This is a genomic window from Croceicoccus sp. Ery15 (assembly GCF_020985305.1).
Classification (GTDB): Bacteria; Pseudomonadota; Alphaproteobacteria; order Sphingomonadales; family Sphingomonadaceae; genus Croceicoccus.
The window spans coordinates 1,706,858-1,719,984 of record NZ_CP087588.1; the positions used below are offsets into that span (position 1 = coordinate 1,706,858).

Annotated in this window: 10 protein-coding genes; 4 read left to right on the forward strand and 6 right to left on the reverse strand. The window is 64.2% G+C overall.

Going from position 1 to position 13,127, the window contains the following annotated elements:
- The first annotated feature begins 23 nt into the window (after positions 1-23).
- Positions 24-3,395 carry a PAS domain-containing hybrid sensor histidine kinase/response regulator gene (locus LOZ77_RS08405; protein ID WP_230281673.1) on the forward strand — a complete coding sequence of 1,124 codons (3,372 nt, stop codon included), beginning with the start codon at positions 24-26 and terminating at the stop codon, positions 3,393-3,395.
- Between the two features lie 11 nt (positions 3,396-3,406).
- Here the strand turns inward: LOZ77_RS08405 and LOZ77_RS08410 are convergent, their stop codons facing one another.
- Positions 3,407-4,063, reverse strand: coding sequence for a response regulator transcription factor (locus LOZ77_RS08410; protein ID WP_230281674.1), 657 nt, complete (start codon positions 4,061-4,063; stop codon positions 3,407-3,409).
- 187 nt (positions 4,064-4,250) lie between these two features.
- Between LOZ77_RS08410 and LOZ77_RS08415 the strand changes: the two genes are divergently transcribed.
- Positions 4,251-4,769, forward strand: a complete 519-nt coding sequence (locus LOZ77_RS08415) for a hypothetical protein (protein WP_230281675.1) — start codon at positions 4,251-4,253, stop codon at positions 4,767-4,769.
- A 5-nt stretch (positions 4,770-4,774) separates the two neighbouring features.
- On the opposite strand, the gene acs is transcribed toward LOZ77_RS08415, so the two are convergent.
- Positions 4,775-6,742, reverse strand: a complete 1,968-nt coding sequence (acs, locus tag LOZ77_RS08420; protein WP_370638061.1) for an acetate--CoA ligase — start codon at positions 6,740-6,742, stop codon at positions 4,775-4,777.
- A gap of 243 nt (positions 6,743-6,985) precedes the next feature.
- Here acs and LOZ77_RS08425 point away from each other — a divergent pair, with 243 nt between their 5' ends.
- Together LOZ77_RS08425 and LOZ77_RS08430 are read left to right on the forward strand one after the other, a co-directional pair.
- A complete protein-coding gene (locus LOZ77_RS08425; RefSeq protein ID WP_230281676.1) occupies positions 6,986-8,386 on the forward strand; it encodes a DcaP family trimeric outer membrane transporter in 1,401 nt (466 codons plus the stop codon).
- A gap of 23 nt (positions 8,387-8,409) precedes the next feature.
- Entirely contained in the window at positions 8,410-10,287 is a 1,878-nt protein-coding gene (locus tag LOZ77_RS08430; protein WP_230281677.1) for an AMP-binding protein, read from the forward strand.
- Between the two features lie 33 nt (positions 10,288-10,320).
- On the opposite strand, the gene LOZ77_RS08435 is transcribed toward LOZ77_RS08430, so the two are convergent.
- The 4 genes from LOZ77_RS08435 to LOZ77_RS08450 all read right to left on the reverse strand — a co-directional run bounded on the left by LOZ77_RS08435 (position 10,321) and on the right by LOZ77_RS08450 (position 13,095).
- Positions 10,321-10,500 (reverse strand): hypothetical protein, encoded by a 180-nt coding sequence (locus LOZ77_RS08435; RefSeq protein WP_230281678.1) that lies wholly within the window; start codon positions 10,498-10,500, stop codon positions 10,321-10,323.
- 11 nt (positions 10,501-10,511) lie between these two features.
- On the reverse strand, positions 10,512-11,111 hold the full coding sequence (locus LOZ77_RS08440) for an SOS response-associated peptidase (protein WP_230281679.1): 600 nt from the start codon (positions 11,109-11,111) through the stop codon (positions 10,512-10,514).
- A 122-nt stretch (positions 11,112-11,233) separates the two neighbouring features.
- Entirely contained in the window at positions 11,234-11,446 is a 213-nt protein-coding gene (locus tag LOZ77_RS08445; protein WP_230281680.1) for a cold-shock protein, read from the reverse strand.
- Positions 11,447-11,691: 245 nt separating this feature from the next.
- Positions 11,692-13,095, reverse strand: a complete 1,404-nt coding sequence (locus LOZ77_RS08450; protein WP_230281681.1) for a short-chain fatty acyl-CoA regulator family protein — start codon at positions 13,093-13,095, stop codon at positions 11,692-11,694.
- Positions 13,096-13,127 lie beyond the last annotated feature (32 nt).

Genomic DNA, 13,127 nt, shown 5'->3' on the forward strand with positions numbered 1-13,127 from the left:
GCCGAAAGGATGCCGCCGCCCCGATGTCGATCTGGATCATTCCCCTGGTCGCGATCGCCTATGCAGCACTGCTGTTCTGGGTGGCCGACGCGGGCGACCGTCCGCAGATCGCCCGCTTCGCCGAACGGCACAAGCGGATCATCTTCGGGCTTGCCCTTTGCGTCTATTGCACCAGCTGGACCTTTTACGGCGCGGTCGGAACCGCGACCGACAGGGGGTGGCAATTCCTGCCGATCTATCTTGGCCCGATCATCATGTTCACCGTGCTGGGCCGTTTCGTCGAACGCATCCTGCACACGGGCAAGGCACAGCATTCGACCTCCATCGCCGACTTCCTCTCCGCCCGCTATGGGAAGAACGCGTGGGTTGCCGCCATCGTCACCCTGCTCGCCCTGTTCGGCGCGTTGCCCTATATGGCGCTGCAGCTGAAATCGGTCAGCCAGACGCTGGGCGCGCTTTCGCCCGAACTGGCGGCAGTGCTGGGCCCCGATCAGGTGGTGCTGGCCGTCGCCGCCGTGCTGGCGCTGTTCGCGGTGCTGTTCGGCACCGGCAGGCCCGAGCTGACCGGCCATAATCGCGGGCTGGTGCTGGCCATCGCGCTGGAAGCTGTGGTGAAATTCGCCGCGCTGATCGCGGTCGCCATATTCGCCGCCTTTCTGCTGCGCGATATTCCGGTGGATGCCATCGCCGCCCATGCCGCGCAAAGCTATTCCCCCGCGCAATTCGACCTGCATTTCGCGGTCATGACGTTCGTGTCGGCCATGGCGGTGCTGTGCCTGCCGCGCCAGTTTCACATGCTGGTCGTCGAAGCGCGCGAGGATCGCATGCGCGGCGCCGCGCGGTGGCTGTTCCCGGCCTATCTGGCGCTGGTGTGCGCTGCCATCGTGCCGGTGATGCTGGCAGGCGGACTGGTCGGTCCTGCAGGGGTCGCGCCCGACATGCTGCTGATCGCCCTGCCGCTGGCCTTCGATGCAAACTGGCTGGCGATCTTTGCCTTTATCGGCGGGCTGTCGGCGGCGACCGGCATGGTGATCGTGACGGGAATCGCGCTGTCGAACATGATCACCAACGATCTGGTCGTCCCGCTGATGTTCCGCGACCAGATGCGCCAAAGGGGCGCGGCAGAGGCACTGGGTCTGGCGCTGGTCAACGCCCGCCGCGCCACCATCGCCTGCCTGTTCGTGTTCGCCCTTCTCTACCTGTCGGCCATCGACCGCGAGGCGACGCTGGCCGGTCTGGGCGAGATTGCCTTTGCGGGCGCGGCGCAATTGTCGCCGGGCCTGCTGTTCGGCCTGTTCTGGCGCAAGGCCAATCGCGCGGGGATGATCGCGGGTCTGTGCGGGGGATTTGCGCTGTGGCTGCTCTATCTGGCGCTGCCGGTATCGGGCATCGCGCTGGTCCCGCCGCTGCCCGGCGACGATCCGCTGGTGGCGGGCATCCTGCTCAGCCTTGCGGTCAATGTCGCCCTGTTCGTGCTGTTCTCGCTGGGCTGGGAACCGGCACTGATCGACCGCGTGCAGGCCGTCGCCTTTATCGATCGCGGCCAGCCCGACCTTGGCTATCCCCGCCTGTCGACGCGCACGCGCGTCGCGGATTTCCGCCTGTTGCTGGAACAGTTCGTCGGGGCCGAACGCGCGCGCCAGACGATCAATGCCCTGCGCCTGACCACGGGCCATGCCTATGGCGATGCCGACGCGCCCGACGATGCGCTCGTCGACACCAGCGAGCGCATGATCAGCGCGATTATCGGCAGTTCGTCGGCACGCGCGCTGGTACAGTCCACGCTGGAAGGCGATCCGGTTTCGATCGAGCAGGTCGTCGCCATGTTCGACGAAACCTCTCAACGTTTGCAATTCGGCGCGGACCTGCTGCAGATCGCGATCGAGAACATCGATCAGGGCATCTCGGTTGTCGACAAGGAGCAAAGGCTGGTCGCGTGGAACCGCCGCTATGTCGACATGTTCGGCTATCCGTCCGAACTGGTCGAGGTAGGCCGCCCGATTGCCGATCTGTTGCGGTTCAACATGCGCAATCTGGGCGTGGCGGAAGATGCGATCGAACCGGCCATCGAACGACGTCTGCATCATCTGGGCAGCGGCAACCGGCACAATACCGAACGCGAGCTTGGCGATGGCCGCATCCTGCGCATTCTGGGCAATCCAGCGCCCGATGGCGGCTATGTAACGAGCTATACCGACATTACCGCCGACCGCATGGCCGAACAGGCGCTGGAGGCGAAGATCCGCGAACGCACGCTTCAATTGACCGAAGCGAACGAAGCGCTGGCCAGTGCCACGCGGTCGAAAACGCGCTTTCTGGCCGCGGCCAGCCACGATCTGGTCCAACCGATGAATGCCGCACGTCTGTTCGCCAGCGCGCTTGCCGACGATATCGCGCCCGACCGCCGCAACGAACGCGCACTGCTGGGCCAGATCGACCGGTCGATCGAAACGGCGGACCGCCTGCTGCGCGCATTGCTCGACATCTCGCGGCTCGATGGCGGCAAGGCGGCGGTCGATCCCGAACGCTTCGCGCTCGACCTTGCCTTTGCCGATATCGCCAACGAGTTCGAGATTCAGGCAGAGAACAAGGGTCTGGCGCTGGTCACCGTGCGCAGCGGCCTGTGGCTCGAAACCGATCGCGGCTTGTTTATCTCGATCCTCCAGAACCTTGTGACCAATGCGGTGCGCTATTCGACCAGCGGGCGCATATTGATCGGCGCAAAAAGGCGCGGGCCGATGGCGGAAATCATGGTGATCGATCAAGGCATGGGCATCGCCCCCGAAGACCAGAGCGCCATTTTCGAGGAATTCACGCGGCTTAATCGCATGGGCAGAAGCGCTGGTGACGGCGGCGATGATGGCGGTCTGGGCCTTGGCCTCGCCATTGTGCAGCGTATCTCGCTGATGCTGGGGACCGAAATTCGCCTGCAATCCGCGCCGGGGCGGGGAAGCTGCTTTTCGTTCCTGCTGCCCGTGGTGCCCGCCGGCCCCGCCAGACCGGCACCGGTTCCCGTGCGCGAAGCGCCGCGCACCGAAAGCGGCGGCCATGTGCTGTGCGTCGACAATGATCCGGCGTCCCTTACCGCACTGGAAAGCCTGCTGATGCGCTGGGGCTATGCCGTATCGACGGCATCGCATCCCTCGCAAGTGGCGCAGAGCGCGCCGCCCGATCTGTTGGTGATGGATTACCATCTCGATGACGGGCTGACCGGCGACGATGCCGCGCGGCTGCTTTATGCGCGTTGGGGCGGTCCGGTGCCGACCGTGCTGCTGACCGCAGAGGATAGCGCGGCGACCAAGGCGGCGGCGGGATCGATCGGGGCCGAACGTATGATCAAGCCCCCCTCTCCGCCTGCATTGCGGGCGCTGATGGGAAGGCTGCTACCGCATTGAGCCCACGCGGTTCAGGCGTCGGCTCCGTTTAGCGGAGGGAGGCCCGGATCATCCAGCTTCCCCGCCATCAGCACCGCCTGTGTCCGGTTGATCACGCCCAGCCGCCGGAAAATGCCTGTCAGATGCGCTTTGACCGTGGCCTCGGAAATCTGCATTTCATGCGCGATCTGCTTGTTCAGCCTGCCTTCCGCGACAAGCGCCAGAATGCGCCGCTGCGCAGGGGTCAGGCGCGACAGGCGGGCAAGCGCATCGTCGTCCTCTCCGCTCACCTCGTCCATATGTTCGGGAAACCACAAATCGCCGCTGGCCACCGCCGACAGCGCCTCGCGCATCAGGTCCATCGGTGCGCTTTTCGGGATAAAGGCCGCCGCGCCCAGCGATTTGGCGCCTTGCCAGATGCGTGCCTCCTCGCTCGCGGATATGATCGCGACGGGCATGGCGGGGAAATCCTTGCGCAAGTCCATCAGTGTCGTCAGGCCAGCGCTGTCCGCCATATGCAGGTCCAGCGTCATCAGCGCGACCTCGCCCTTTTCGGCTTCGGCACGGGCGGCGGCGGCATCGGGCACCTCGACAATGGTGTGCCCCGGCCATGATTTCTCGACCGACGCGCGGATGGCCGCGCGCATCAGCGGATGATCATCGGCAATTACGATCGTCGGGCCCGTCACACCGGCCTCCCCTTCTCCCCGCCGGCAAACCGGCCCATGGATGTTAGCGGCAGCGAACCGCCGCAATCAAGTCACGGCTGCGCACCCTTTTGTCGCATCGCCGCACAGTCCGAACGCACGGCTTGCCAAGTCCCCGCATCGGGCGCAGAGCTTGCCGACATTACCGGAACGGGTCGCGACAACGGGAATGGAGGATATCTTCATGTCCAAGGCACCCTCTTTTGCACTCGCCGCGATCGTGTTCGCCGGACCGGCGCTTTTCATGACACATACCGCTCTTGCGCAGGATGCGGCCGAAACCGCAGTAATAGTATCGGGCAGCGCGCAAACCGGCGCGGCGCAGAAATCCTTGGGTCGCTCGATCGGATCGGGCATCGGCAATGCCGCCAATGCGGTGGGCAGTACGAATGCGGCAAGAACGACGCGCCGGGCTGCTCCCTCCACCTATCGCGCCGCGCCGCGCGGCAGCGGGAGCAGCGTTCCGGCCGGTGTCGATCCGCTCGCCAACAGCGATGCGGCGACCTATGCGCTCGACAACGGGGCGACGATCAAGGTCAGCGGCGGGTTCAGACCAGCGACCGGCACGCATTGCCAGCGCAACTGCCCCACCCCTGTAAAAGCCGCGCCTGCACAGGCCGAGCCCGTAAAGCCAGCGCCGGTTACGCCCGTCACTCCCGAGGCGACAGGTCCCGCTCCGCAGCACTGACCCGGTCAGCGGTTAAGCCGCCCTTCGATCAGCCCGTCCACCAGCGACGGATCGGCCAGCGTCGACGTATCGCCCAGCGATCCGAAATCGTTCTCGGCGATCTTGCGCAGGATGCGGCGCATGATCTTGCCCGAACGCGTCTTGGGCAGCCCCGGCGTGAAATGCAGATGGTCGGGCGTGGCGATGGGGCCGATCTCGGTCCGCACCCACTGGCGCAATTCCTTCGTCAGATCGTCATCCGCGTCGATCCCGGCGTTCAGCGTGACATAGCAGTAAATGCCCTGCCCCTTGATGTCGTGGGGAAAGCCGACGACCGCCGCCTCTGCCACCATTTCATGCAGCACCAGCGCGCTTTCAACCTCGGCCGTGCCCATGCGGTGGCCCGATACATTGATCACATCGTCGACGCGGCCTGTGATCCAGTAATAGCCGTCATCGTCGCGGCGGCAGCCGTCGCCGGTGAAATATTTGCCGCGATAATTGCTGAAATAGGTCTGGATGAAGCGTTCATGGTCGCCATAGACGGTCCGCGCCTGCCCCGGCCAGCTGCGCGTGATGCACAGATTGCCCTCTGCCGCGCCGCCTGTCGTTTCGTCGGCCAGCACCGCACCGTCATTGTCGACCAGCTGGGGCGCAATGCCAAAGAACGGACGCCCCGCACTGCCCGGCTTCATGCCATGGGCACCGGGCAGCGTGGTGATCATGATGCCGCCGGTTTCGGTCTGCCACCACGTATCGACTATGGGCGCGTTGCCGTGGCCGACATGCTGGTGATACCAGCGCCATGCCTCGGGGTTGATCGGTTCGCCCACGCTGCCAAGCACGCGCAGCGAGGACAGGTCGTGCTTGTCGACATGCTCGTTCCCCTCACGCATCAACGCGCGGATCGCGGTGGGCGCGGTATAGAAGATGTTGACCTTGTGCTTGTCGACCACCTGCCAGAACCGGCTGTGATCGGGATAGTTGGGCACGCCTTCGAACATCAGTGCGGTCGCGCCGTTCTGCAGCGGGCCATAGACGATATAGCTGTGCCCCGTGACCCAGCCGATGTCCGCCGTGCACCAGTAAACCTCGCCCTCGCGGTAATCGAAGACATAGCGGAACGTCGTCTCGGTCCAGACGGCATAGCCGCCGGTGGTGTGCACGACGCCCTTGGGGCTGCCGGTCGACCCCGAGGTATAGAGGATGAACAGCGGGTCTTCCGCCTTCATCGCCTCGCACGGGCAATCTCCGGCCACGCCCTCGCTCATCTCGTGATACCAGTGGTCGCGCCCTTCGGTCATGTCCACCGCGCCGCCGGTGTGACGGATGACCAGCACCGATTTGACCGGCACCTTCTTCAGGGCGGCATCGACATTGGCTTTCAGCGGGATCGATTTCGACCCGCGCAGCCCTTCATCGGCGCAAATGACATAATCGGACCGGCAATCCTCGATCCGGCCGGCGATCGCGTCGGGCGAAAAACCGCCGAACACCACCGAATGCACCGCGCCGATCCGTGCGCAGGCCAGCATGGCGAATGCGCCTTCGGGGATCATCGGCATGTAAATCGTGACGCGGTCGCCCTTGGCCACGCCCATTTTCTTCAGCGTATTGGCCATGCGGATCACTTCGCCCTGCACTTGCGCATAGGTAAAGCGACGCACCGGCGTTTCGGGGCTGTCGGGTTCGAAGATCAGGGCGGTGCGGTCGCCATTGCCTGCCTGTACATGCCGGTCGACGGCATTGTGGCAGATGTTGATCTCGCCATCCTGGAACCATTCGATCTCGACCGGATCAAAGCTCCAGCCCGATATTTTCGAGGGCTTGGTGAACCATTCCAGCCGTTCGGCCTGCTCCATCCAGAACGCATCGGGATCGTCCATGCTTTGCGCATACATGGCGCGATACTGGTCAAGCGTGCAGTGCGTGCCGTCCAGCGCCGCTGCGGGGACCGGGATCATATCGGTCGCGGGTTCCATCGTGTCCTGCATGCTATCTCCCGTATGCTCTTTTCATGTGGCCGCCCGATGCGCGCAATTGCCGCGGCGCTTTGGTCGATCCTATGTCCGGCAGCCTATATCCTAAAGCCCCGCGCGGTCATTGCGACCAAAGTCTTATAGACCATCCGCTAGCTGGGAACGCCCGTCCCGCCCTGCAAGACCCGATGCACCAAAGCATCAATGAAATGCCCGCGCAGACGGGTCGAACGCATGGCATTGCGGGGAGAGGCTAAGATGGCAAAACAGGCAAAAGCCGTTTGGAAGACCGCTTTCGCGGCAGGATTGATGAGCGCAAGCGCGCTGGTGCCCGCGGGCGCCATGGCGCAGGACGCAGCCGGTTCGTCGAAAGGGTCGATCGAAGACCGGCTGGACCGGCTGGAAGCGATGATCGGCAGGCTGGAGGCGCGCATGGATGCTGCCGAAACGCCGGACGCCGAAAACCAGGCCATGGCACAGGAAATGCGCGCCGCGGTCGAGGAAACGCGCGTCGCCGCCGCCCAGCAGCAAGAACTTGAAGCCCGCCTCGCCGCGGTAGAGGCCAAGGACACGCAGGGTTTCCGCGTGGGCGAAACGCAGTTCACCATCGGCGGCTATCTCAAGCTGGACGCGATCACCCAGCGCACCAGCGCAGGGCAGATACCCGGCGATTCGATCAACCGCGACTTCCTGATCCCCAGCCTGATCCCCGTCGGCGGCGATCCATCGGGTTGGGACACCCATTTCCAGGCCCGCCAAAGCCGCATCATCATCAAGGGCGAGACACCCGTGGGCGACCAGAAGCTGGGCGGCCATCTGGAATTGGACTTCCTTGTCACCGATGGCGGCGACCAGCGCGTGTCGAACAGCTATGTGCCGCGCATGCGTCAGGCCTTCATTACCTATGGCGGTTGGACCTTTGGGCAGGCGTGGTCGACGTTCCAGAATGTCGGGGCCCTGCCCGACAGCGTGGATTTCGTCGGCACCATGCCGGGCACCGTTTTCAATCGCCAGCCGATGATCCGCTACAAGACCAAAAGCGGTATTTCGATTGCGGTCGAACAGCCCGAAACGACGATCACCAATGCAACGGGCGGGCGCATCCTGCCTTCGGACGACCAGATTCCCGACGTTGTCCTGCGCTACGACCGTGGCGGCTTTGCCGTGGCGGGCATCCTGCGCCAGCTGCATGCTTCCGACCGGGTGCTGGCCGATGGCGGCGACAGCGCGTTCGGCTATGGCGTCTCCGTCTCGGGCAAGATCCCGCTGGGCGAGCGCGACGATCTGCGCTTCATGGCCACGGCGGGCGAAGGTCTGGGCCGGTATATGGGCGCCAATATCGTCAATGACGCGGCCATCGACACCAGCGGCAATCTGGACCCGATCGCGACCTATTCGGGCTTTGCCGCGTTCCGCCATGTGTGGAGCGACAATCTGCGTTCGACCATCGCGGGCAGCTATTTCAAGGCCGATAATCCGGTCGATCTGACGGGCGGCGCGCCGACCGACAATGTCTGGAACGCGCTGGCCAATATCATCTACTCGCCCGTCCCCAAACTCGATCTCGGCCTGGAATACATGTATGCCGAGCGCGAGAACGAGGCAGGCGACAGCGGCAATCTGCAGAAGATACAGGCTTCGGCCAAATACAGCTTCTGACCGGCAGCGGAGCATTCGATACCATGGATTACAGGGCAGTCCTGAACGCGGCGGAAAACGATCCCGAAGCCTTCTGGCTGGATGCGGCCAAGGCGCTGGACTGGGACGGTTTTCCCGCCACCGCGCATGACGGCGACGGCGACCTCTGGTTTCCCGACGGCACGATCAACCTGTGCCACAATGCCGTCGACCGCCATGTCGCGGCAGGGCGCGGGGATCAGACCGCGCTCGTCTATGAAAGCCCGATCACCGGCAAGTCGGCCAGTTTCAGCTTTCGCGAATTGCTTGGCCGCGTGTCGCGCACGGCAGGCATGCTGGTCGATGCCGGAGTCGGGCGGGGCGACCGCGTCGTCATCTATATGCCCATGGTGCCCGAAGCCGTGTTCGCCATGCTGGCCTGTGCCCGCATCGGCGCAGTGCATTCGGTGGTCTTCGGCGGTTTCGCCGCCCCCGAACTGGCCAAGCGGATCGACGATTGCCAGCCGGTCTGCGTGTTATCGGCCAGTTGCGGGCTGGAACCGGGGCGGACCATTGCCTACAAGCCGCTGCTCGACCATGCGATCGAGCTGTGCACCCACAAGCCCGATAGTGTCATCGTGCTTCAGCGCGACGAATTGCGCGCCGAACTGACCCCCAATCGCGATATCGACTGGCATGCCGCCTTTTTCGCGGCCCGCCCCGTCGATTGCGTGCCGGTCCGGTCGACCGATCCGCTGTATATCCTCTATACCTCGGGCACGACGGGCACGCCCAAGGGCGTAGTGCGCGACACCGGCGGCTATGGCACCGCGCTCGCCTGGTCGATGGAGCATATCTATGGCGTCGGCGCGGGCGATGTGTACTGGGCCGCATCCGATATCGGCTGGGTCGTGGGCCATTCCTATATCGTCTATGGCCCGCTGCTGGCAGGCTGCACCAGCGTGCTGTTCGAAGGAAAGCCCGTGGGCACACCCGATGCGGGCATTTTCTGGCGCCTGATCGACAAGTTGCGGGTGAAGGTGCTGTTCACCGCGCCCACCGCGATCCGCGCCATCCGCCGTGCCGATCCCGACGGGGCCTTTATCGCGCAGTCCGACCTGTCATCGCTGCAGGCGCTGTTCCTTGCCGGAGAGCGGGCCGATCCCGATACGCTGAACTGGATCGCGGACCTGCTGCACAAGCCCGTGATCGACCATTGGTGGCAGACCGAAATCGGCTGGCCCGCCATTGCCACCTGCCACGGCCTTGGCGAGAGCGAGATCCGGCCCGGCAGCGCAGGCCGTGCAGTGCCCGGTTTCCGCTTCAAGGTGCAGGATGACAACCACCGCGAAGTCGACGCGGGCAAGGTCGGCAATCTGCTGATCGAACAGCCCTTGCCGCCCGGCGCATTCCGCGCGCTGTGGAACAATCCGGAAAAATTCGCGGCCGGTTTCGCCGATTTTCCGGGCCATTATACATCGGGCGATGCGGGCATGATCGATGCCGACGGGTTCATCCATATCATGGGGCGGACCGACGATATCATCAATGTGGCGGGCCACCGCCTGTCGACCGGCCAGATGGAGGAAGTCGTCGCCGCCCATCCGCAAGCGGTGGAATGCGCGGTCGTCGGCGCGGCGGACCAGCTGAAGGGCGAAATGGCAGTCGCCTTTGTCGTCACGCGTCCCGACAGCGGCGACCGCAATGCGATCCGCAAGGAACTGGTCGCCTCTATCCGCGAGAATATCGGGCCCATCGCCAGTCCGCGCAGCGTCTGGTTCGTGGACGGGCTGCCCAAGACGCGTTCGGGCAAGATCCTCCGCAACCTGCTGCGTGCCATCGTCAATGACGAGGAGATCGTGGTACCGCAAACCATCGAGGATCCCGCCGTGATCGACGCGCTGATCGCGCAGCTGGCGGGGGCCGAGGCGGCATCGGGGTAATCATCAGGCAGGCGGAGGATCGAAAACCGCCGGTTACGCCTGTTTGCGCGGCCATTTCAAAAGGCCCAGACCGACCAATATGCCAAGGCACACGCCCAGCCCCATATTGTCGATCAGCGATCCGAAGATGATGCCGCACACGATGGCCATCGGAAAGCCGATGCCTTTCCGGCTGCCGCTTCCCTTACCCGTGCCTTCCGTTTCTTCCGGCAATCTGCCCCCCCCTATCGCCTGACCCATGGTTCTTCCGTGCGCGCAATCGCAATTGCCCCCCGATAGGGCGCGCATAGTTCCTTTGCCCTGTCGGGCGCGGCGTCCATCCATTGCGCCCTGTCGTCAGGCGATACAATCACGGGAGACCGGTCGTGGATGCCCTCCATCGCGGGGGCGGCATCGGTCATCACCATGGAATAGACAGGGCCCCATTCGTCGCTGTCGCGCCAGATGGCCGCGATGGTGAATACGGGCTGGTCGGGCAGGCTGAACCATGTCCGCGTCTTTCCGCCCTTCGGGCCCTCCGCCTCGGCAAAGGCGGTCAGCGGGATCAGGCAGCGACGCTCGGCAAAGCTGTAGCGCCACATGAAACTGTCGAGCTTGTCCGAGCGGGTATTATTGACCGGTCGGGGTTTCAGCATCCGGCCCGACTTGCCCTTGACCGAAAGGGGAAAGCCCCAGCCCATGCTGCGCAGGGCGGTGCCGTCGAACACCAGACCCGGATAGCCGGGATAGACTTCCTCTGCCGCGTTCAGACCGCCGGGTGCCTCTACGCCGAACAGCTTCGCAATTTCTGACGTAGCCTTGGTCATGCGATAGAGATTGCACATGCGCCAAGGCTGCCCCGTGCGCGGTCGGATGTCAAAGCAGTGCCGGAATTGCGCCCGTTCGAACCGGACGTCTTTTGCTGCCCCGCGCCGGTCGCAATGCCGGCGCGGGGAAGCGCAAAGGATCAGTCGGCAGCCGAAAGATTGACTGCGCTGGCCTTGCCGTTGCGGCCGGTTTCGATTTCGTAGTTCAGGCGCTGTTCCTTATCCAGCGTCTGCATCCCTGCGGCCTGCACGGCCGTGATATGGACGAAGCTGTCCGCCGTGCCATCGTCGGGCTGGATGAAGCCATAGCCCTTGTCGGCATTGAAGAATTTTACGGTGCCGGTCTTCGACATGATGTGTTCCTTTCAAGAACGGTGTGATTTGCCCGACGCGAATGCGACAAGGCGGTCGTGCATAAAGTCGTTCAAAAAAAGGAAGTCGCCGTCTAATTTACGCCGGACTGGTCAACAGTATGGGCGGTCGTCAAATGCCGAAGTCCGTCGCTTGTTTTCGACGTCAGCAGGCGCGGGCAATAGCAGGGTTTGGCTCCCGAACCTAATTCTTATTGAATCCCGATATTCATTGGCACTGCCCCGTTCTACTCGTCGGCAAAGGCGAAGGGCACGCCCGACTGGCGATAATGGTCGAACCGCAATTCGCGGCCCATCGGCGGGGCGGACCGCGCGATGCATTGCGGGCGGTGGCAAAAGCGGCAGGCAATACCGATCGGCGTCGGCTCTTCCGCGTCGGGCGCATTGCCATAGACCAGCTCTGCGCTGCGTGCATCGGCACAGGCCAGTGCGACGGCGCGGGTCACCCGCTCTGCCCGAAAGCTGCCGCCGCCCGAGATCACGGTGCGCGCGACCGACAGATAGCGTTCTCCATCGGGCAGTTCGATACGCTGGACCAGCACCTCGCCCTCACGGTCGAAAGCCTTGTGCACGTTCCACAAGGGGCAGGCCCCGCCGTGCCGCGCGAACGGAAAGCCCGCGCCGTCAAGCCGTTTCGACACATTGCCCGCGCGGTCGACGCGGATGAAGAAGAATGGCACCCCCTCTGCCCCCGGCCTTTGCAGCGTGGTCAGCCGGTGGGCGACCTGTTCATAGCTGACCTGAAACTCAAAGGTCAGCGCGTCGATATCGTACCGCAACCTCTTGGCCGCATCGAGGAACGGGCGATAGGGCATCAGCAAGGCTGCCGCCCAATAGGATTCCAGCGCGCGACGGGCCAGCACCTTGCCGTTCCCGCTTTCGAACCGTCCCTCGGCAATCGCGGCCTCGATCTCCTCGCCCCGTTCCAGCACCGCCAGTTGCAACGCCAGCTGAAAGCGGCGCGCCTTGTGATCCAGCTGGCGCGAAAACAGCACGCGGCGGCGATGGTAATCGTACCAGCGCATGGCCCCCATCAGCACTTCGGGCGGCGCGAAGGAAACGTCGAGCTGGTGCCGGTCCCTGATCCGCGCGATCATCGAGGACACAGTGGGCAGGTCCTGCGCCGCGAGCGATGCGCTGTCGTCGAGCGCGGGAAAGCAATTGCGCCGCGCGGCGAGGAAGTTGCGCGCCTCTGCCACCGGATCGGGCGCGGTCGGCCCGCCTTCGCCCCCCGCACCATCCTCGCGCCGCGCGGCCAGCGCCAGTTGCTCCTCGCCATAGGCGGTGTGAAGGCGCAGCAGTGCCTCGGCAAACGAAGGGAAGCTGGTGGCGATATCGGCTACGTCGAGCGTGGGCAGGTCGATATCGGCAAAGATCGGATCGCGCAGAACGGCTTGCAGGCGGGTCACCGTCTCTTCGCTATCGTCGCTGGCCAGATCGGCGATATCGATGCGATAGGTGGTCGCGATTTTTAGCAGCAGATCGGCGGTAACAGGGCGCTGGTTGCGTTCCATCAGCGCGATATAGCTGGGCGAGACATCCAGATCGCCCGCCATATTGGCCTGCGTCAGCCCCAGTTCGCGGCGCATGCGTTTCAGCCTTGGCCCCAGATAGATTGCCTTGCGCGCCATGGCTGCATACCCGCTGTGAATGACATTACAAC

What these genes read in the sequence shown, in the direction of transcription:
- LOZ77_RS08450 (WP_230281681.1), bottom strand. Translation starts at nt 13,095, where the DNA reads ATGGCGCGCAAGGCAATCTATCTGGGGCCAAGGCTGAAACGCATGCGC.
- LOZ77_RS08430 (WP_230281677.1), top strand. Translation starts at nt 8,410, where the DNA reads ATGGATTACAGGGCAGTCCTGAACGCGGCGGAAAACGATCCCGAAGCC.
- LOZ77_RS08425 (WP_230281676.1), top strand. Translation starts at nt 6,986, where the DNA reads ATGGCAAAACAGGCAAAAGCCGTTTGGAAGACCGCTTTCGCGGCAGGA.
- LOZ77_RS08405 (WP_230281673.1), top strand. Translation starts at nt 24, where the DNA reads ATGTCGATCTGGATCATTCCCCTGGTCGCGATCGCCTATGCAGCACTG.
- acs (WP_370638061.1), bottom strand. Translation starts at nt 6,742, where the DNA reads ATGCAGGACACGATGGAACCCGCGACCGATATGATCCCGGTCCCCGCA.
- LOZ77_RS08415 (WP_230281675.1), top strand. Translation starts at nt 4,251, where the DNA reads ATGGAGGATATCTTCATGTCCAAGGCACCCTCTTTTGCACTCGCCGCG.
- LOZ77_RS08440 (WP_230281679.1), bottom strand. Translation starts at nt 11,111, where the DNA reads ATGTGCAATCTCTATCGCATGACCAAGGCTACGTCAGAAATTGCGAAG.
- LOZ77_RS08445 (WP_230281680.1), bottom strand. Translation starts at nt 11,446, where the DNA reads ATGTCGAAGACCGGCACCGTAAAATTCTTCAATGCCGACAAGGGCTAT.